The sequence below is a fragment of the Pseudomonas sp. OST1909 genome (assembly GCF_015277575.1).
Classification (GTDB): domain Bacteria; phylum Pseudomonadota; class Gammaproteobacteria; order Pseudomonadales; family Pseudomonadaceae; genus Aquipseudomonas; species Aquipseudomonas synxantha_A.
The window spans coordinates 4,486,757-4,508,328 of the sequence record NZ_CP063780.1; the positions used below are offsets into that span (position 1 = coordinate 4,486,757).

Here is a 21,572-nt window from a genome sequence, read left to right on the forward strand (position 1 = left end):
TTTTAAGTGTGATTTTACAGACCAGCAAATGTTTCAGCGGAATGTGCCGGGCGCCTTGAACACCAGGGGCTGAGGCCGCACGGGTCGACACTGCAAGCTATCAAAGGTAAACAATTGCGGGCGTTCAATCAGGTAGCCCTGAGCGTAATCCACACCGATCTCAAGCAACGCTTGTTCGATCTGGGGTGTTTCAACAAATTCGGCAATTGTGCGCTTACCCATGACGTGGCCGATGTGGTTGATCACTTCGACCATGGCGCGGTTAATCGGGTCGTCCAGCATATCCTTTACGAAACTTCCATCGATCTTCAGGAAGTCTACAGGTAAATGTTTCAAATATGCGAATGAGGACATTCCGGCGCAAAAGTCGTCGAGTGAGAAGTGGCAACCTAACGCTTTGAGTTCATTAATAAATCGAATGGCACTACCCAAATTGGCTATAGCGCTGGTTTCAGTTATTTCAAAACAAATCATTTCCGGTGGAATGTTGTAAGCGCCGAATTTCTCACGTAAAAAACCTAGAAAATCGTCATCACCGATAGTTATTCCTGACAGATTAATCGCACACATGGCCATAGGACGGCCCGGACGTTCAGTCATGCATCGAGCAATGATCTTGAATACGTTTTCAACCACCCAACGATCCAGCGACGTCATCAAACCGTATCGTTCGGCTGCCGGAATAAAACTGTCGGGCAAAATGATGCGCCCGGCTTCGTCATGCAGGCGTAGAAGAATTTCGATGTGTCCATTGCCGGCTTCGGTGTGGCCCAACGGCGAGATTTCCTGCGCGTAGAGGCAAAACCGATCCTCCTCAAGGGCAATGTGCAGGCGCTGCACCCAGGCCATTTCGCCAAAGCGCAGCGACAACTCGGAATCATCGGCGTGATAGACCTGTATGCGGTTGCGCCCTTTTTCCTTAGCCATGTAGCAGGCCATGTCGGCCGCCCGCAGGGAGGTTTCCAGGGTGGTTGGGGTTTGCGAGATATGCACCAGGCCGATGCTGACGGTGGTCATGAACGGTCGGCCTTTCCACACAAAGTGCAGACTTTGCACCGTATGGCGCAAGCTCTCGGCGATCTTTTCCGCCACCGGCGCCGGGCAGTTCTCCAGCAGAATGCCGAACTCGTCGCCCCCCAGGCGTGCCAACGTATCACCCTCGCGCAAGTCAGATTGCAACAGCGCGCAGATGTGGCGCAGGAGTTCGTCGCCTGCCGCATGGCCGCAGGTGTCGTTGACCAGCTTGAACTGGTCGAGATCGAGAAACATCAAGGCATGTCGCCCATTTTGCTGGCGTGCCACCTGTTGCAGTACCTGCTCAAGACGGAACTCGAATTCGCGGCGGTTGGCCAGGCCAGTCAAGGCATCATGGGTCGCCTGCCACGAAAGGTTGGCGATGTACTGGCGCTCCTGGGTCATGTCGTGCAGCACCAGCACCGCACCGCTGACCTTGCCGGCACTGCGGATCGGCGCGCCCACCAGCGTGACCGAGACGGTGCTGCCGTCCAGGCGCTGGATCAGCTTGGAATGCTCGCTGCCGCCACTGAGTTGGCCCTTGATGATGTGTTCAATCAAGGCGAAGCCGTCGGGCTCGGCGTTTTCATCCAGCAACTTGAATAACGCCGCCAACGGCAAGCCCTGGGCCTGTTCGGACTTCCAGTGGGTCAGCGCTTCGGCCGCGGGGTTCATATAGGCAATGGCGCCGTCGACGTCGGTGGTGATCACCCCGTCACCAATCGACTCCAACGTGATCTGCGCCCGCTCCTTCTCCGCTTGCAGCGCGTCAGCGAAGGCGTGGCGCTGGGCCAGCAACTTGTGGGTACGCAACAGCGCCAGGACGATCAGCCCCAGGGCGGTGGCCAGGTTGGTGATCAACAACAGGCGCAGGATCATTCGCGAGCCTTCGCCCAGCGCATCACTGAACGCCTTGGCGGCCGGCGTTACACCCTCGTTGATGGCAATGATGCGCGCTTTCCAGGCGCGCACATCCTGCTCGGTAACCTGATCGGTGCTGATGGCGCTGTGCATCTGTTGGGCCAGTTCATCCAGTTGCTCAAGGTAGTCATCGCCGACCGTCCACAGTTCAATGGCTTTTTCCAGGTAGCTGAAATGGCGGAAGTTGAGGTACAGCCAGATCAGGCTGGGGACGTCGTCCGGGTGATTGCCACCCTTGAGGATGCCCAGGCGCGCGGCAGCCAGGTTTGGCGTGGCCCGATCCAGAGCCACACGCAGCTCATGCCCGCCTTGAGGTACGGCAATGGCATGCTGGTATTTGAGATAGGTGGCGTCGTCGCGGCTATCGGCATACAGCGTCAGGTAATAGATGGCATCCTTCTGGCCCTTGGACCACAAGCTTTCGCCAGCCACATAGCCACGCACCGCAGAAAGCACGTAGAGACTGCCACAGCCTAACAATGCCTGGAACAAGACAACGGCAATAAAGGGCCAGACGATACCCAACAACCGTGGCGTTCCGAGAGTCCGCTTTTGCTTCATGAAGTCCCTTACACATGCACAGCTTGATACGCACGCGAAAATCCGCTTCCGATAGCACAGCCTAAGCTAAATCAACGCACTTGTTGCAGGTGTCCGTAAAGTTTGGCGTAGAGCCCGCCGTCGGCAATCAATTGCTGATGATCACCATCCTCGGCGATGTGCCCGCCATCGAACACCAGTACTCGGTCAGCCTGTTTCACCGCGGACAGCCGGTGGGCGATGATCAGTGTAGTACGCCCGCTGAGAAACCGCGCCAATGCCTGGTGCAGGTTGTACTCGGTCGCCGCATCCAGTGCCGAGGTGGCTTCGTCCAGAATCACCACTTTGGGCTCGGCGAGCACCATGCGGGCGATAGCCAGGCGCTGCCGTTGACCACCGGAGAAGCGCACACCCGAGCGCCCCACCACACTGTCCAGGCCCATGGGCAGCGCCCTGACAGTAGCATCCAGCTGGGCGATTTCCAGCGCCTGCCAGCAGGCTTGATCGGAGCGGGTGCGGCCCATGGTCAAATTGGCGCGCACGGTGTCGTTGAACAGCGCCGGGTGTTGCAGGACTACGGCGACGTTTTCACGAATGGTTTCCAGGCCGATCTCCTGCTGGGTGGCCCCCCCAAAACGAATGCTGCCGGCCTGTGGTGTGTAGAGCCCCAGCAGCAACTGCACCAGGGTACTTTTGCCGCCGCCGCTGGCGCCGACAATCGCCACCTTCTCCCCCGGCGCGATCGCCAGGTTCAATTGGTCGAGCACCAGGTCCTCGCCGTAGCCGAACTCCAGGCCACGCACCTCGATACCAACAGTCTCATGCCCGGTAAACGGGTCTGCACCACCGGCGTACTGCGGCTCATCGGCACGTGCCAACAGCTCGTTGATCCGCGTCAGCGCGCCGCCCGCTGCGTAGTAGGCGTATTGCAGGTTCAGCAGTTGCTCCACCGGGCCGATCATGAACCACAGGTAGCTGAACACGGCAAGCATCTGGCCGATGGACAGGTCGGAGAACAGCACCGTAAGCATGGCTGCCGCACGGAAAATGTCGATACCGAACTGGAACAGCAACCCACTGGCGCGGCTGGAAGCATCGGTTTTCCATTGGGAATGAATCGCATAGTCGCGCACTTCCTGGGCACGCTGGCCCAGGCGCCCGAGGAAAAAGCCCTGGCGATTGCCGGCGCGCACTTCCTGGATGGCATCGAGGGTTTCGGTCAATGCCTGGGTAAAGCGCGAGGTGCTGTCGTTCTCCAACTTCTTCAGATGCTTGACGCGCTTGCCCAATTGCACGGTGGCGTAGATCACCAACGGGTTGAACAACAGGATCAATAGCGCCAGCTGCCAATGCATCCACACCAGGATTGCCGACGTGCCGACCAGGGTGAGCATCGCCACCAGGAAACGGCTGAGGGTTTCGCCGACGAATTTGTCCAGGGTGTCCAGGTCGGTGACCAGGTGGGTAGTGACCGTACCGCTACCCAGGCTTTCGTACTCACCCAGGGAGATCCGCTTGAGGCGTTCGATCAGGCGCACGCGGATGCGATAGACGATGTCCTTGGCCAGACGCGCAAACAGCCGCGCCTGCACCACGTTGAACACCAACGCACCACAGCGCAGGGCCAGCGTTACCAATAGCATCAGGCCGATGTAGCCGGCGGCTTTCTGCCAACCCAGGGGCAACGCGTGGTTCATCACCTTGAGCGCGGCATCGCCGTGGCCCAGCAGCACTTCGTCCACCAGCAATGGCAACAGCAGGGGGATCGGCACACTGCACAGCGTCGCCAGCACGGCCACGCCATTGGCGATCCACAGGGCTTTCTTGTGACGCAGCGCCAGACGGCGAATCTCTGCCCAGGTCAGGCGGTCAGTGCGTTGAGGTTGCTCATACACAGGCAGCTCGCTCCAGCCATCGACCCAATAACGGCGACAGCTCGGACAGCGGCTGGTAACCATTGGTCAGCAAGGCCAACTGGCCATTGCGCTCTGCGAGCAACGTCGGGAAACCGGCGATCCCCAGATCCTGCACCCAGGTGAAATCGGCGGCGGTGGCGGCATGCTGCTCGGCGCGGTCGAACTCGCCTGCAAACTCGATACGCGGAATGCCGGCCTGCTCGGCCAGCTCCACCAGCACATGGGCGAGGGTCACGTCCTGCCCCTCGACATAGAACGCGCGCTGGATCAGCCCCAACAGCTTCCAGGCGCAATCCGGCGCCAGGCTGCGCGCGGTGACGATGGCACGGCAGGCAGGCTCGGTGTCGTAGACAAACCCCTCAGGCAATGCGCCCTCACGCTTGAATGGCTGGCCGGTGGCCTCGGTGACCGCTTGCCAGTGTTCAAGGATGTAGCGCCGGGTGGTCGGCTCCAGCGCTGCACCGCTGCCGGTACGCAAGCCGCCCACCACCAGGTGCACGTCCACGCCGGCCGCCTGGGCCTGCTCAACCAGCGCCTGCGCGACCGGGGCGAAGCCCCAGCACCAGGAACACATCGGATCCATTACATAGAGCAGGCGCGCAGACATGGCTCAGGCCTCGGAAGGAGTTTGCTTGTAGTTGAAACCAATCGGGTGCGGCATATTGCGGGCCTTGGCCAGCTCGATCTGCTTCTGCCGGTCGATCGCGCTGCGACGGGTCTTCTCCGGCAGCTTATCCCAGCAATGGGGGCAACTGATGCCAGCCACATAATGCTCAGAGGCGCGATCTTCTACGCTGACCGGTGTGCGGCAGGCATGACATTGATCGTAGTCGCCTTCGCTCAAGTCGTGGCGCACGGTCACGCGATTGTCGAACACAAAGCAGTCGCCCTGCCATTTGGTTTCTTCCTGGGGCACCTCTTCGAGGTACTTCAGGATCCCGCCCTTGAGGTGATAAACCTCATCAAAGCCTTCGCTGAGCATATAGCTCGACGCCTTCTCGCAGCGAATGCCGCCGGTGCAGAACATGGCGACTTTCTTGTGCTTGGCCGGGTCGAAGTTGGCTTTGATATAGTCGGGAAATTCGCGAAAACTGGTGGTCTTTGGGTCGATTGCGCCCTCAAAGGTACCGATTGACACCTCATAATCGTTACGGGTGTCGATCAACAGCACTTCAGGATCGCTGATCAATGCGTTCCAGTCTTGCGGGTTGACGTAAGTGCCGACCTTTTTGTTCGGATCAACCCCTTCGACGCCCAGGGTCACGATCTCTTTCTTGAGTTTGACCTTGGTGCGGTAGAACGGCTGGTCGTCGCAGTAGGATTCCTTGTGGTCGATGTCGACCATGCGCGGGTCTTTTTTCAGCCAGGCCATCAGGCCATCGATACCTTCGCGGCTGCCGGAAACGGTACCGTTGATGCCTTCTTCGGCGATCAGCAAGGTGCCTTTGATGCCGTTGTCGACCATCGCCTGCAGCAGTGGCTCGCGCAGGGCGACGTAATCTTCGAGGGTGACGAACTTATACAGTGCCGCCACAACAATCGGTTGAGTCATGGGTGTTCTCTCCAGGTGGCTACCCTCGTAAGGGGTGAACCGGATTCAAAAACGCGTCGGTCAGGCGGCGCGGGGCGCATTCTAACAAAAGTGCGGCGCCATCGCATCGGCACGCAGCCGCTGATAAGTCCTCAGCGATGTGGGTTACGTACCCCTTCCACTCGGTAACGCTGGCCGCCGAGATGGCTGAACATCAAACGATAGGCACCGCGTCCACGAGCAGCGGCGTAGCCGTGCAAATCAGCGGACCATAGTTGGTCTCTGTGAGCATGCCAATGAACCGCGCCAAAACGCCCTTCACGCAAGTGGCTGAGGGTAAGGGCAATACTGCGGCGCTCGCGGCCCGATAGTTGGGTATCTACAAGCCTCGCGGTATCGAACTCCATTTGCGGGGCAGTGGCTCTCGCTGCCGCCGGCGCCACCAACGGCACCTGCGCCTGTGCTTGCCGACCACCGCGTGCGCGACTTGAGCCAGCCACCTGTGTGGTCACCCCAACCTCGAACGCGCTCGGCCCCGCCTGCTGACCGCTCGCGGCAGCGGGCTCACGTGCCGGACTTCGCAGCACTATCACGCCATAGCCCATGCGTTTCAACTCCGGCATCGGGTTACGATTCCCCCCCAGTGCGCGTTCCAGGTCTCCCGCCTCGTCCACAGGCCCCACGTAGCCACGGAGGGTCCCCTGACGCCGATGGACCATAAGGGTAATGCCTTCTTCACCATGACGGCGCGCGTAGGCAAAATTCACCAGCCGCTCCGTTTCTTCGTGACTCAGCCCCGCATCCTCCGCCGCAGCAATCGCCGTCTCCGAAACGGCCCTGGCGAAATTTTCTTCCAGTTGTTGCGCTGCGCTGGCCAGGGCCTGCGGCTGCATGCTTTGATAGGTAATGAAGCGGTCGGTACCAACCAGCAGGCCTCCCACCAGAGCCCCCACGGCAGCCCCCACCCTCGCATCGCCCAGCAACGCTGCCGCCCCCAGGCCCAGCAAGGCCAGAACCAGGATGAGTATGATCTCGTCCTGTATCTGAGGGTTTTCCATGTCGGTAGGCTGCAACCCCATTGAATCAACGAACGTGACCGGGTTGTTGAACGCCATGAGATAAGGATTCAGCTGCGTCCCTCCCCCAACAGGGTCGGGGCTTATCCAGCGCTGCAACCATGGGGCGTAATAGCGGAAACCGTAGTAATACAAACCGCTGCCGTCACGCTCCTTGCCTGAATATCGACGGGTTTTGTAACTGCCCTCCACCGCGTTGCGCGATGCCCACCACGCTGTCCCCCCATACGGGAAATAACTCTCCTGACTCAATAACTCGGCCTGTTCGCCCAACTCCAACCCATGGCTCGACTGCTGATCGGTCAGGCAAAAACGCAGGGCTTCATCGTCAGCCCCCTCATCAAGTCCCAGCTCCCATTGCAAGATCTCCACCGCGCAGCGCGCTACGTCAAGGCGCAATACATTCAATCGACGCAATGGCCGCTGGCGAATTTCCAGGCCTGGCAGGTAATAGACACGCGCTGTTTGTCGACTGCCGGCAACCTGCTGGTGCGTGAGCTTGAGCGCACGCTGGCCGTCGCCTGCATACACATAAGTTTCCTCATCCGAGTCAGCGCCGTCACGCACAACTGACGTGACCCTGGACAACTGATTACGCACGTTCCACACCATCGGTACACCACGCCCCAGCCGTTGCTGATTGCCATTGGCGTCAAAACCCTGCGCCAACTCGCCAGCCAGATGCTCGCTAGACAACGCGCGGTTACTGCCAATGGCGACCTGCATATCGCGCGTGTAACCGACGCCACTGGACGGCACATGGCGCAACCGGGTCAGGTTGCCCCCCTCGTCATAGGCGTAGTGCTGGGTGTAGTTGCGCCATAAACCGGCATCGGTGGAACCGAACAAAATACGTGCAGGCAGCGCCGGGCCGATGGTGGCGGCGGCACTTTCCCGGCCCGTCGCCTGAGTCAGCTGGTACAGCGAGTCGTATTCATAGCGGCATGAAGCCTCCACTTGCGTGTTGTGGCTCCATTTCGTCGGTTGCGACTGATCCTGCAGGGCTGAAATATTTCCCACCGGGTCATATCCGTAATTCAAATCCTGTAATGGCGTCGCCCGCTCATTTTTGCGGTACGCCATCAGCCGGTGCATACGGCCATCCTCGGCCCGATAGGCGGCGAGGCTGCTCACGCCATTGCCCAGCAGGGCCGCCTCCACCTGACCGGCAGCATTGTAGTCGTAGCGCTCTATCACGGTCTTGCGCGCGCCACTTTTCAAGGCGAGGTGAATATGTTTCGTCTGTCCGTCCAACCCATAGGCAAAGTGCCGACCATTACCCTTGGCGTCGACCTGTTCCAACGTGCCGCCGAGTGCATCAAATGTCCAACGTGTGGTGTAACGCTCGCCGTCCAACTGCTGGTCCTGATCGGCCTGAGCAAGCGGCCAGTCAACATCGCCCGGCGCCTCGCGAAATCGCCGCGTCTGCCGAAGCACTCGCCCGGTCATCCCATAGGCTTCGAACACCTGGGCGCCAGCCGGGTCGGCATGGCACACCAGACGGCCACTGCGGTTAAGGGCACGGTGCTCAGATGTTGGGGTGGCATATACCAGGCGTTCGACACAGCGGGGTCGCTCTTCGTCGGCCGCTTGTTCGAACACCGCCACCGGACGCTGCAAGTCATCGTAGTCGTGGCGCTGATAGGCCCCCCTACCGTCCCAGGCCTGCAACAGTTGCCCGGATGGCGCCGCCAGCATCAGCCGCATGCCGGCGTCCACATCGTGGTTGCGGATCAGCGTACCGGACAGGCTGTACACCGACACCTGATTCGCCTCGATCAATGGTTCACGCGATTTAAGGGTATGCAGACGAGGGTCCCACTGCTCAAGCATCAGGCCGCTGGCCCCATAGACTTGACGCCTGACACGGGCCGTCGGCTCAGCCTGGGGGGTAGCGCGCAGATAAGCGACACTGCGGACCGTCAACCCACGGGGGTCGAATGCCGCAAGCGAGGGCGTATTTCGATGAAGTGAAGCAGACATGATCACATGACCTGAGTTGCACAATGGTCAGAAAAGCCTAGGGTTCATGTCTTGCACAGAGGTGGTATCGGTGTATGGGCACCTCAACCGGCGTGCGCCGACGACGCCTGTAAATACCTATACCTGGCCCCGTTAACCTGCGTGATAGCGTTTTTCATTGCCTGCCGGCCCCCCCGGCGGGCGTGAAGGAACGTATGAATATGCAAACCGACAGCAGCCCCTTGCTCGCCAAGCTGATTGATCACTCACGGCCTCCCGCTCCAGGTCGGGACGATTTCAAGACCGCCCTGCGGCGCCTCAACCTCAACTCGGTATTGGACATCGTACGATTGTCCGAAAGAGCCTTTGCCGAGCAACTGGCAACGTACAACGATGACGATGCCCACACGGTGTACCTCAAGGCCCAGAGCGCCGCCGCGCAACTGGAAACGTTATTTCGCGAACAGCAAGTCTCGTCCCCTCCTTCTTCACCGCGCAATAAACGCAGTCTCCCCCCCGAGACCAGCGCAACCTACCAGGCCTTGTTCAAGGAAAAGTGGGACCAGTTCTGCTCCAGTTCGTCTATCGCAGCGCTCGATTCACCGACTGCCTACCTGCGTGCGCTCTATTTGTTCGCCCTGCAGCTGGAAGAAAATACCAAGGACACAAACGCGCTCAAGCTGTCGCAGCGACGCCCGGAACTCAAAGACCAGGTGATCAACCAACATAGCGTTTCGAGCCAGGTTCCCATGTTGTCGATCGTCAACCAGATCTTGCTCAAAAATATCGCGCCGGCCAAAGAGGAAGATACCTATAGGGTGCTGAGTGAAACCTGGTATCCGTTTTCTCTGCCCTATCATTTGCACCATCAGCAATGCCAACAGGGCCTGTCGGGCGACAAGCCGGCGTTGGGTGAGTTGAACTATCGCATCAGTCGCCAGTTGCCTTTGGCAGGAGAAACCAGCACTTACGGGCAGGTCGGCGAACAGAACAACGAAGTCCAATGTCAGTTATCGGGGTTGAGCCCTAACCAACAGACAATGCTGAAAGCTAAATGGGTCACCGAAACAGAGGTGGAAAAAGAGGAAAAGGTGAAAAAGTTCCATCTCCAGTTTTACAACTGGACGATAGATCAAACAGGACCAGAGAAGCTCACTGACTTTCTGAACCATACACAACTGGATGCCGACCAACTTCAGGCGCTGCTTGCACAACAGACTCAGTCACCACGCCAATCACCTAACTGCAAGCAAAACCCCGGCCTCGCCTACGGTGCGTGCTATATCAACGGCACGACCACACCCGCTATCAGCCTGGACAACGCCAAGCTGACCCACGTTAGCCTTGAGCGCTTCGACAGACTGCAACGCATGATTCGTCTACAGCGCTGGCTCGGCCTGCCTTTCGCGCAATTGGACACCCTGATAGTCAGCGCCATGCGCTGCGAAGGCCATCGCAACAGCACGCTGCAGATCACCCATAACACCCTCCGGGCGCTGGGGGTCTTTTGCTATTTGAGCAAACGCTACACGTTGCAAGCCGAAGAATTTGCCGCCCTGCTTCATCAGTTACCCGTCCATGCCTCAGGCGACCGCATGTCATTGTTCGACCAGGTGTTCAATCGCACGGGTTCCGCCCTGCCTCCCCTGTACCTGGACAGCGCTACGTTCGACGGTACCACCCGGCAACAGCTCTGCGCCGGGTTGGGCCTGCAAGACACCCAGGATTCGCTTCAACTACTGATCCCTCCCGACCAGCCTGCAACCCGTACGATCGAGACGATCAGCAAGATCTATCGGCAAGCGAGAATCGCTCGCCTGTTCGGGCTATCGGTCGTGGAATGCCGACAATTGGTGCAAATGCTCGGGAATGCGAACTTTCTCATGCAGTTGCGCAACCCAACGTTACGCAACAAACCCAAGGGCACGACTGACTTCCTCGACATGCTCATGCACCTGGAATGGGCGAGCCGTTGGTTTAAAGAAAACGGCAGCAGCCTGACGCTGCTCAGACGCCAGCTATTGCTGGATAGCCAGGTCCAGGACCCGATCATCAATCAGCTATTGAAGGAGTTCGCCAGCTATGACCAAGCGTCTCTTTCCAAAGCGTTGCAACTGCTTGATCTTCCTCAGCAACCCGGTGACGAAAAAGATCGTTTACCCGCCGTTGACTGGGAGTCCTTGGCCTATGCGGCGCTGCAACGGATGCGTCCCAATAACAGCATCGAGATGGCGCTCGATCAAGTGCTCTCTTCCGTTCAAATCAGCACGATGCCCGCACGTACGACAACGTTGATCGACCGAGCGAAGCCTAAGTTCAACACACTGCTGAGCAATGCGCGGGATGAGTTGTGGACTTTATATCTACGCCTTAAAGAAATCACCCAAGCCGTCCTCCATGCGCCAAACAATGCCAACGGCTATCAAAAATACGACAATGACTACCATTTCCTGCGTTTATACGCCCCCGCTGCTACGCCGCTGCAAACGCTCAGTTATCTGATACTGCGGTTACCTCACGCCGCCGATATTCTGCAACTGCCCCTCAGCCCACAAGCACTTCACCAGTTTCTGGTCAATCCGCACTGGCTCGCGAGTAAGTACAGGGCGTCTTCGCTGCTCGAACTGACCCCGTACAACCTCTACCTCATGCAGCAGTTCAAACATTGCATACACCACTGCGGCCTAACGGAAGAGCAGCTGCTCAACTACTTCGAACACGCCAATACCCTGCCCAACGGCGCTACGCAAAACACCAGTGAAGAAACGAACGAGCGTCTCGCTCAACTTTTAGGTTGGAGTGCCAGTGAAATCGATGTCTTCAGCAGCCAACTGAAACCTCCACGCATTACCTCAATGAACCGCCTGGACTGGGTGCTGCGCTGCCGCCAAGCCAGCATCGACACAGGCCTGCCTGCCAACATGCTGATCAAAGCCAGCGAACTGAAAGCCGACTCTGCATTGGCTGACTGGAAGAGCGTCGGTGAGGCGGTCACAAGTGCGTATCCATAACCCACTCACACCCTACTCACATTCGACCCGCTCAAGGATTGATCATGTCTCACTCGCTTAATCAACAGCTCAATGAAAGCCTGCGCGACGCCATGCTCGCGTACTACCTGACCTACAAAGTACCTCCCGAACTAAAGGAAAAGATCACCCAGGCCGACGATCTTTACGAATACTGGCTGCTCGACGTACAAGTCAGCCAAGCCGTACCGACCAGCCCGGTAGCCTGTGCCATCTCCAGCCTGCAGCAGTACATCACACGCATCCAGCTGGGCCTGGAACCGGGCTATGAAAAGCAGGGCATGACCACGCAACAGGACACGTTATGGCGCGAACAGTTGCACACCTACGCACTCTGGAACGCCAACCAGCAGTTGCGCTATCACCCCGCCAACTATTTGGACCCGACATTACGGCGTGACAAGACCGACAGCTTTGAGCAGTTGGAAAACGACCTGAGCCAGTATCGAATTCAAGCGGATACCGTTACCACGGCGGTTCACAATTACCTGGCCAGATTCGAGGAAACCGCCAACATACGCACGATCAACGGTTATATCGACGCCGACTTGAGCAACCTGTATAGCGGCACCTATTACTTCGTCGGGAAATCGAGCTCCGCAAACACCTATTACTGGCGCTCCCTCGACCTGTCCAGGCGCGCAGGGTCGGTACTTTTTCAGGATGCCTGGTCAGGCTGGGAGAAAATCAACTTGTCGGTCTCCGACGCCACCGCCGAGCAAAGTATCCGGCCGGTGTATTTCAATAATCGGCTATTTTTCATCTGGGCCGAATGCATCCCCCCCTCCCCGACCAGTTCCGTCCCACCGACGAAAAAAAACTCAGAGAAAAAAAAACAGCTGGCCGAATGGATCAACAGCCGCTACGTCAAGTTTCGCCTCAATTTTTCTTATAAAAAGCACGATGGCAGTTGGAGCGCACCCAAAGCCTGCATTGAGGAGTACTGTGCCACTGAAGACGTCAACGCATTGCCCCCTGCCTTTCTGAAAACCATTACGCAGACGGTGGCTATCGTCGACAGTAACGGCCCCCCGGTACTGTTTTTAAGTGTGCTTGCCACCAGCCGTAAAGACCCCAAACAGCAGGAGAACTTTATTGGAAAGTTTTTCCAGGCTGTCCACGTCGACCAGTCCTTCAACATTACCACCATCGCCGATGGCGGCAGCCCCGAGCGCTATAGCGTGCTGCCCGGCTCACAGGTGGACGAAGAGATAAACCGACTCCTGGAACACTTCGATCCATCGCAGAAGACAAAAGTGCAAACTGTAGTTCAGGGCAAAGATCAAAGCGTGAGCGGGTACTACAGTGAATTGCTGCCTGACACCGCTCGGCAATACCTAACATTCTTTGCTCATAAAAACCAAGGAAACTTGCAGTTCAAGGTAACACCCCCAAACAAGCACTCGATTTCCCCCACGGAGCAAACGATTACCGAAAACAACGACCATTGGGACTTCGAAAACAATCGAACAAAAATAAAAACACCAACAGCAAGCGACGTCTCTGTTGATTCAAACACCAATGAACTCGTATTTACTTCCACACTCACTGACAGTTTCCAGCAAACGTACGGCGTCACACTAATAAAAAAACAAGCGGTGAGGATATTAACATCACACTGACAGTAGACGACGCACTGGATGATCCGAAAGCCACTCAACTTAAACTGACCAGTGATTCTAAAATTGACGATCCAACCAACGCGCTCCAGACTGATTTTTACGCTCTTTATTTTAAAAACACGGCCACGCATGACGAGTTCCCCAATGCTGTACATACCGAGAGCGGGTTACTCATTAAACTCAAGCCCAAGTCCAAAGACGGGAACACCGTCTCGCTGAAAAATCATTATATAGACAAGAATGCTTTCATCAGTTTATACACAAGTACAGAAAACTCCATCCAGGTCGCCCTTAACCGCTACAGCAAATACCCAGACGCGAACAAAAAGACGTCGCTGCACGCACAAAATACGTTGATTATAAAAAAACCCGCCGTGAGCACATCTAAATTACGTGCCTATAAGCACATCATTATGAGAGCCAATTTTAAAGACTATCCATTCACCGAAAAAATCAATGCCAACTCACATCAAATCATCAACTATCAGGACACTGCCCACGAAAGCCTCACCGGGTCAAATCCCGAATTACCCAGCGGGCATCGGGTCACGGCGCGTATTCCAGTGACCACGGAGGAAATAACGTCGGGCATCACCCTGATACACGGGGTGGTGACGCTTGAGCCTGCCAAAGAAGACGACTCGACAATTCTCGGCTATACCCTGAAAGCAACTACCTTGAAGTTGGCCCCTTCCACCTCTGACACATCGCTCAGTCAACACCTGGTGCCGATGATCAAAAGACAGACGTCGGAAAAACTCGGCACCGCCGAATTTATTGATTTCCCAACGAGCACCTCAACCCCGCCTGCCGACACGCCCCCCCGCCTTCGCATGAATACCTGTTTTGCCGGCAATCTGGTCAAGGCGGCCAATGTCAGCCTTGAGCATTTGTTTTCGTTAACACCGAAAACGTGGCAAGAACCTCCACTCACACCAGATGGAGCAGCAGAGGACATCGACTTTAACGGGGCTCACAGCAAGTACTTCTGGGAGCTGTTCCTGTACGTACCCTGGTTGGTTGCCCACCGCCTGAATCAGGAGCAGCAGTATGTCGAAGCCCAAGCCTGGCTCAAACACATCTTCGACCCAGCGCGGTTGGCCGATACGGACAGCGAACGCCCTGAATTTTGGGGGTTCAACGAGCTCGTTCGTACGGGCCCGCTCCCCGGTTCAGTCACTCACGACCCACACAAACTGGCGATTCGCTCACCGGTGCATTTTCGCAAAGCAATCTATCTGCTTTATCTCGATATATTGCTCAATCGTGGCGATGCAGCCTATCGGCAGCTTACCCCCGACAGCCTGACCCAGGCCAAACTCTGGTACACGCGAGCCAACCACTTTCTCGGGCCACGCCCCCGCGTCATCACCACTGAACCGTGGGATAAAATCACCCTCGAAAGTTTGACGACGAACCGCTCTAAAGCCCTGGTAGAACTGGAGCAAACAAACCCACCAATCACTATCAACCCTGCGACCGAAGGCATCGCACTGGCTTCGCTCACGGACACCGATAATCTGTGCCTACCCTTCAATACCGAGCTGGTAGCGCGCTGGGACAAGCTCGAAAGTCGCCTGCATAACCTGCGGTACAATCTCGACATCACTGGCAAACCCTTGCGCCTGTCGCTGTACGCAACCCCGCTCTCACCTCTGAAACTGTTGGCCAGCCGCAGCAGCGGTGCCTTCGGCGAAGGAGGCGTAGCGTCGTTCATTGACGCGCAAGTCGGCCATTATCGCTTCCAGGTCATGCTGGGCCACGCGCTCACGGCAACCGAGGCGGTGATTCAATTCGGCAACACGGTGCTGAGCCTGATTGAGCGCAAGGAACAGGCTGAATACCTGGAGTTGCAGCAACAACAAGCCTGGGACTTGGCCAATATCGTCGTAACCCAACAACACCAGGCATTGTTGCTCGACGAGAAAAACCGCCAGGCACTCGGCGCCAGTCGGAGCATGATCGAATCCCGGATGCGCCACTACGAACGCCTGCTCACCGAAGGCATCAGCCCCGCAGAAGCGCACGCAGGCCAACTCTACCTGCTCAGTAGCGGATTCGAGACCGCAGGATCCACCGCCGCCGCAGGGGCCGGCATCGCGATGATAGCGCCGAACATCTTCGGTACGAGTACCGGCGGGGCACGCTGGGAGGGCCCGTTTTATGCAGCCCAAGCCTTGGCTCAAGGCACCGCGACGGTGTTGCGCGGCACTGCCGCAGACCTGGACCGTTCCGAGCAATTCAACCGTCGGGAGCAAGAATGGGCGCATGCCCAGGATCAGGCCCGACTCGAACTGGCCCAGGTCGATGCCCAATTACAAGCTTATGCCGAGCAGGAAAAAGCCACGCGCCTGCAATTACGCCTGGCCGAGACCTCCCTGGCCCAGGCCTGGTCGAACTATCAATTGCTGGCCAAGCGCTTTACCAGGGCACAACTGTATGACTGGCTCAATGTACAACTGAGCAAGTTCTATTACCAAGTCTATGACCTGAGCCTTTCCCTGTGCCGCACCGCGCAAGCGTGCTGGCAGTACGAAGTCGCAGACTATGCGAGCACGTTTATCCAGCCCGGTGCCTGGAACAACAACTACCGCGGCTACCTGGCGGGTGAGGCCCTGAAGCTGTCGCTATTGAAGATGAATGCGGCCTATGTGAACCATAACGTTCGGGACCTGGAAATCGTCAAGACCATCTCCCTGCGTCATCGCATGATCGATTGCAAAGTCCCCCCCCCCACAACAGACACAACCGGCACTCAATCATCGAGTACACAAAACACATGGGCCGAGCATAAACGACAACTGGTCGATAACGGCGCGCTGTGCTTCAAGTTGCCCGAGGCTCTGTTTGAAGAGGATTACCCCCACCACATCCTGCGGCGAATAAAAGGTATCAGCGTGTCGTTGCCCGCGACGCTAGGCCCCTATGAGGACATCAAGGCGATACTGACCCAGACCCATAACGAAATCGTATTGCCCTCAGGCGAGCGGCGCCGCGACATGCGCGCCCATCAGCAAGTCGCACTGTCCACCGGCCTGGATGACAATGGCCTGTTCACCCTCAACTTCGAGAGCCAAGATCGCTACTTGCCCTTCGAATACACCGGGGCCATCTCCAACTGGACCCTGGAATTCCCCAACCCTGCCCAGCAAGAAGCCGTACTCAAATCGATCAACGATATCGTCATTCACCTGCGTTACACCGCCAGGGTGCCAGCAGCCAGCGAGGTCAAGGCATGAACGACGATACGCTCAACCTCCAGGTCAATACCCCCGCCCTGCCCAAAGGCGGCGGCGCCATTCAAGGCACCGGCAAAGGCTGGGGCGATGTCGGCTCCAGTGGTACGGCAAGCTTTGAAATTCCCTTGCCGATCTCTCCGGCGCGCGGCTACGCGCCGGCCATGTCGCTGACCTACCACAGCGGCGCCGGTAACGGCCCCTTCGGATTGGGTTGGAGGGTACCCTTGCCGGCCGTCAGCCGGCGTACCTCCCACGGCGTGCCGGCCTACACGGGGCACGACGTACTGGTGGGCCCCGACGCGCAAATATGGCTACCCGAACGCGACGCCGAAGGTGCGATCGTCAGCCGTTCCACGACCGCTTTCAATGGTTTGCCACTGACCATCGCCTACACGGCCACCCGGTACTTTCCCAGGATCGAGAGCCAGTTCGACCGTATCGAGCACTGGCACTCGGCAACCGATACGGCAGGCTTCTGGTTGATACAAAGTGCCGATGGCAGTCAGCACTTTTACGGGAAGACCCCATTGGCGCGAATTGCCGATCCGGACCACCCGCACCATGTGGCGCAATGGTTGTTGCAGGAAAGCCTGAATACCCACGGCGAACACATTTATTATCACTACAACAAAGAAACCGATCCCTCGCGCTACCCGAGGGACTGTCGAGCCCAGTGTTACCTGGAGCGCGTCTGCTACGGCAACTTCACCGCCAAGGAGCAGGAACAGCTCTACCTCTGGCAGACCGACGATGAGCCGGGCATGGGCTGGCACTTTCAGTTGCTCTTTGACTATGGCGAACGTGACCTTGAGCTGGATAAGCGGCCGACGTATCAGAAAACCCGGGAGTGGCCGACACGACCCGATCCCTGCTCGGATTTTTCGTTCGGCTTCGAGCTACGCACCCTGCGCTGTTGCAACCAGATTCTGATGTTTCACCACTTCCCCAAAGAAGCGCAAATGGGCACCGACCCGGTGCTGGTCAAACGTCTGCTGCTGGAATACCGCACATCCAGCCATGTCAGCCTGTTGAGCGGGATCCATGAGCAGGCCTTCGACAGCGCAGGCAATAGCGTGAGCCGCCCGCCACTGGAGTGTTTTTACCAATCGAGCCAGCTCAAGGTGGACAAGAGCGGCTATAAGCCCTTCAGTTCGCTGCCCGGGCTGCATGACAGCGATCGCTATCAATTGGTCGATCTGTATGGCGAAGGCATACCGGGTGTGTTGTATCGCGCTGACAAGAGTTGGTACTACCGTGAACCGCTCAGGCCGCAGCACACGAAAACCGGCGACGAGGTGATTTACGGCGCGGCCCAGGAGTTGGCGCGGGTGCCGGTCGCCGACAGTACCCGGCCCATCCACCAGGCGCTGGCCGATGTGAACGGCGATGGCCGTCTGGACTGGCTGGTTGCCCAACCGGGGATGAGCGGCTTTTTCAGCCTGGACGAACAGCGCAACTGGTCAACCTTCACGCCGTTCGATGCGTTCCCGTCGGAATTTTTCCATCCCGCGGGAATACTCGCCGACTTGATGGGGACGGGACGTCCTGACGTTGCCATGATCGGCCCCCGTAGCGTGCGCCTGTATGCCAATCGCCGGCGAAAAGGCTTCGAACCCGCCATTGAGGTGCCTCATAAGCTCGATGACGTCTTGCCGATCGTTTCCGCCTCGTCCAACGAGCTGGTGGCGTTCAGCGATGTACTTGCCACGGGCCAGCAGCATCTGGTGCGTATCCGGCATAACGAAGTGAAATGTTGGCCGAACCTGGGTCGAGGACGTTTTGGCCAAGGGTTTGTGTTGGCCACGTTGCCGTTCCGTTATGAAGTGTTCAAAGCGTCCAATGTACTGCTCGTCGACCTCAATGGAGGTGGCGCTACGGACTTGCTGTATTTGAGCGCCGCCCACCTGTGTATTTTCCTCAATAAAGGCGGCAACGGCTTCGAGGCGGATGCGATCAAAGTCCCGTGGCCAGAGGGCGTGCGGTATGACGACCACTGTCAGGTCAACATCGTCGACGTGAGCGGCCGGGGCTGCCCCAGCCTGATCCTGACCGCCGCCCATCAGACCCCCATTCACTGGCGCTACGATTTTTTCACTCACAAGCCCTGGCTGCTCATGCGCACCGACAACAACATGGGCGCCCAGGCTTCGATCAAATATCGCAGCAGTGCCCAGGAGTGGCTGGACGAAAAACGCGAGCTGCTTGCCAAGGGCCAGTCTGCGATCAGCCAGTTGCCCTTTGCGCTGCTGCTGGTCAGCCAACAGGCCCAACGGGACGAGATTACCGGCAACCAGCTGACCCAGCGCGTGAGCTATCGTCAGGCTTATTACGACCGCGTGGACCGTGAGTTTCGTGGCTTTGGGCTGTTGCTGCAAACCGACACCGAGAGCAGCAAAGACACGCAACACAGCCAGGGTTTCAGCTCCCCCATGCGCACCAAAACCTGGTTTCATACCGGGCAATACATCGACATGCCCACCCTCGGCCATAGCAGTCACGACCCACAGGCCAAAGCCATGGGCCGCACACTGGTTAGCCGATACAGGGCGACGCCCGGGGCACAGCCACTGGATCACCACGACGACTTGATCAGCGATCCTGCACCACTGCTGGCACGCGAAGTGGCACGCGCACTCAGCGGCAGAGTGCTACGGGTGGAAGTGGCAGCAGCGGACACGGCGCAAGGCACCGTGCCCTATGCCGTCACGCAACAGCGGTATCTGGTCCGTGAACTGGCACCGGCCAGTGCTCATACGCTCTACCCCCGTTTGCTGCCATTAGCGCTGGAGTCGATCAGCTATCAATATGAAGGCGTGGAAAACGATCCCGTCTGCCAGCACCAGATCAATCTGCGCTGGGATGCCTATGGTTATTTGGTGCATAGCGTGACCCTGCATTATGCCCGCCGTACCACCACCGACAGCCCGCCACCCGCCGTGCTGGTGGATGAGCACCAGCAGCGCTGGTGGCGCGATACCCATGACAACGCGCAACAATTCTATTACCTGAGCGAAACGCTGGCCCAGCCCATTCATCTGGACGACGCACAGCAGTGGTGCCTGGCCTTGCCCTACCGTCAACGAGACAACGCCCTGGTGCTCGGCAAGACGCCAGCGCCTGGCGGGCTGGACACTGCGCGTATCGCCTATGAGGTGTTCATCGATACCAGCGTCGGGCCGTTGGCCGCAGGGGCCAGCCGCGCACTGAGCGGCTTGTCGCGCCAGTACTACCGGCAGGCCGGCGCTTTGGGTAAAACCCTGGAACCTGGGGTCGCCACTGCCCAGGCATTGACTGACTACCTGGAAACCGCCGAGCTGGATGACCAGGCCATGAGTGCCTACAACGACATTCCAGCCATGCTCAACCAACCCAAGGTGGACCTGGTGCAAAAGCTCACCGACAGCGGCTATCACGCCATGGAGCTGTTTTTTCTATTTGACGGCGAGGTGCCGCCCAAGGAAAACCGCCTGTGGTCGATTCGCCGGCACTTTCCCCGCTATGGCAAGGCCACCCAGTTTTATCGGATAAGGGCGCTGCGGGCCACGGAGGCCCATGGCGAAACAACGCTCACCTATGACCCCTACACGTTGCAAACCGTGCGCGTAAAAATGCCCGACGGTTGTGTGACCAAGGCCGAATACGACTATCGATTGCTGCTGCCGACAAAAATCGTCGACCCCAATGGCACTGTTCAAGAAGCGCTTTATGACGGTTTTGGGCAGTTACTCGCCAACACCTTTTACGGCCACGAACAAAGCCTCAGAGTGGGCTTCGCCGCCCTGGATAGCTACCGCCCGCTCAAAAATATAACGCCCGCATTGGCCATCGAACAGGCGCAAAGCGTGCTGCAAGACATGGCCAGCGCGCACTGCTACGCCCCGTTCAGTTGGATGGGTAGCATCGACTTGGCCCTGGTCAAGCCAGAGTGGATCACCAAGGGCTATCTGCTCCCCAGCGGGCATATCCGCATGAACGCGCGATCGCTCCTGCGTGGTGGTCGCCAGCCCCTCAGTGACAGTGCAAAACAGCTCAAGGCGTTGATCGACAAGGCCAGCCGTACGCCGGTACATGGGCTCATGTTGCAAGCCGACCGCTACCCCGGCGATACCGAACAACAGGTTCGCATGACCCTGACCTGCTGGGATGGCTTCGGCCGCTCATTGCAGACCAAGCAGAAGACCGAACCAGGCCCGGCCCATGCGGTCGACGACAAGGGCAATCTGCTGGTCGACGAACTACCGGATGCAAACGCCACCTTGAAGAAGCAGCTACGCCAAGTGCAAGCCAACCCCCGCTGGCGCGTCAGCGAGCGTGTCGAATACAACAACAAGGGCCTGGTCATTCGCGTCTACCGCCCCTACTTCGCCGACAAGCACACCTACGTCAATGATCAATCCATGCGCGAGCTGGGCCACAGCGACCGACAGTTCTACGACCCCCTCGGGCGCCCGACAAAGACATTGACCGCAGGAGGATTTATGCGGCGTAACACCTATTGGGCCTGGTACACCGTCAATGAGGACGAAAACGACACTTATGCAGAGCTGAACTCCGACAACATACTGACTGATACCCCCTAAAGACCTGGGTATCTACAGAACTTTTGCTCCTGCGCCAGACCTGTAGCGGTCTGGCCCCTCCAGCGTGAGCCGTTCAAATGTGTGTGGCTTGCCTGCAAAGGCAGCCTTGAAGCCGACTGGGATGTTGAATGGGCCGCAGCGA

Annotated in this window: 9 protein-coding genes; 4 read left to right on the forward strand and 5 right to left on the reverse strand. The window is 58.0% G+C overall.

Annotated elements, in window-relative coordinates; translation table 11 throughout:
* Positions 1-33: 33 nt before the first annotated feature.
* The 5 genes from IH404_RS19460 to IH404_RS19480 all read right to left on the reverse strand — a co-directional run bounded on the left by IH404_RS19460 (position 34) and on the right by IH404_RS19480 (position 8,981).
* Positions 34-2,496 (reverse strand): EAL domain-containing protein, encoded by a 2,463-nt coding sequence (locus IH404_RS19460; protein ID WP_005789882.1) that lies wholly within the window; start codon positions 2,494-2,496, stop codon positions 34-36.
* 71 nt (positions 2,497-2,567) lie between these two features.
* Complete coding sequence (locus IH404_RS19465) at positions 2,568-4,370, reverse strand: ABC transporter ATP-binding protein (RefSeq protein WP_005789883.1); 1,803 nt, start codon at positions 4,368-4,370, stop codon at positions 2,568-2,570.
* Entirely contained in the window at positions 4,363-4,998 is a 636-nt protein-coding gene (locus IH404_RS19470) for a DsbA family protein (RefSeq protein WP_194438815.1), read from the reverse strand. The genes IH404_RS19465 and IH404_RS19470 overlap by 8 nt, the downstream gene beginning before the upstream one ends.
* Positions 4,999-5,001: 3 nt before the next feature.
* A complete protein-coding gene (locus IH404_RS19475) occupies positions 5,002-5,943 on the reverse strand; it encodes a rhodanese-related sulfurtransferase (RefSeq protein ID WP_005789885.1) in 942 nt (313 codons plus the stop codon).
* Between the two features lie 131 nt (positions 5,944-6,074).
* Positions 6,075-8,981 carry an RHS repeat-associated core domain-containing protein gene (locus IH404_RS19480; protein WP_194438816.1) on the reverse strand — a complete coding sequence of 969 codons (2,907 nt, stop codon included), beginning with the start codon at positions 8,979-8,981 and terminating at the stop codon, positions 6,075-6,077.
* Positions 8,982-9,175: 194 nt separating this feature from the next.
* On the opposite strand from IH404_RS19480, the gene IH404_RS19485 reads away from it, so the two are divergent.
* The 4 genes from IH404_RS19485 (at position 9,176) to IH404_RS19500 (ending at position 21,430) form a co-directional block, all read left to right on the forward strand.
* A complete protein-coding gene (locus IH404_RS19485; protein ID WP_194438817.1) occupies positions 9,176-11,971 on the forward strand; it encodes a Tc toxin subunit A in 2,796 nt (931 codons plus the stop codon).
* Between the two features lie 44 nt (positions 11,972-12,015).
* On the forward strand, positions 12,016-13,611 hold the full coding sequence (locus IH404_RS19490; RefSeq protein WP_194438819.1) for a neuraminidase-like domain-containing protein: 1,596 nt from the start codon (positions 12,016-12,018) through the stop codon (positions 13,609-13,611).
* Between the two features lie 413 nt (positions 13,612-14,024).
* Entirely contained in the window at positions 14,025-16,850 is a 2,826-nt protein-coding gene (locus IH404_RS19495) for a hypothetical protein (RefSeq protein WP_194438821.1), read from the forward strand.
* Positions 16,847-21,430: a SpvB/TcaC N-terminal domain-containing protein gene (locus tag IH404_RS19500; RefSeq protein ID WP_194438823.1), complete on the forward strand. Its 4,584-nt coding sequence runs from the start codon at positions 16,847-16,849 to the stop codon at positions 21,428-21,430. The genes IH404_RS19495 and IH404_RS19500 overlap by 4 nt, the downstream gene beginning before the upstream one ends.
* The last annotated feature ends 142 nt before the right edge of the window (positions 21,431-21,572 follow it).

Coding starts and splice junctions, on each gene's coding strand:
- IH404_RS19460 (WP_005789882.1), bottom strand. CDS start 2,496: ATGAAGCAAAAGCGGACTCTCGGAACGCCACGGTTGTTGGGTATCGTC.
- IH404_RS19470 (WP_194438815.1), bottom strand. CDS start 4,998: ATGTCTGCGCGCCTGCTCTATGTAATGGATCCGATGTGTTCCTGGTGC.
- IH404_RS19475 (WP_005789885.1), bottom strand. CDS start 5,943: ATGACTCAACCGATTGTTGTGGCGGCACTGTATAAGTTCGTCACCCTC.
- IH404_RS19480 (WP_194438816.1), bottom strand. CDS start 8,981: ATGTCTGCTTCACTTCATCGAAATACGCCCTCGCTTGCGGCATTCGAC.
- IH404_RS19485 (WP_194438817.1), top strand. CDS start 9,176: ATGAATATGCAAACCGACAGCAGCCCCTTGCTCGCCAAGCTGATTGAT.
- IH404_RS19490 (WP_194438819.1), top strand. CDS start 12,016: ATGTCTCACTCGCTTAATCAACAGCTCAATGAAAGCCTGCGCGACGCC.
- IH404_RS19495 (WP_194438821.1), top strand. CDS start 14,025: ATGAGAGCCAATTTTAAAGACTATCCATTCACCGAAAAAATCAATGCC.
- IH404_RS19500 (WP_194438823.1), top strand. CDS start 16,847: ATGAACGACGATACGCTCAACCTCCAGGTCAATACCCCCGCCCTGCCC.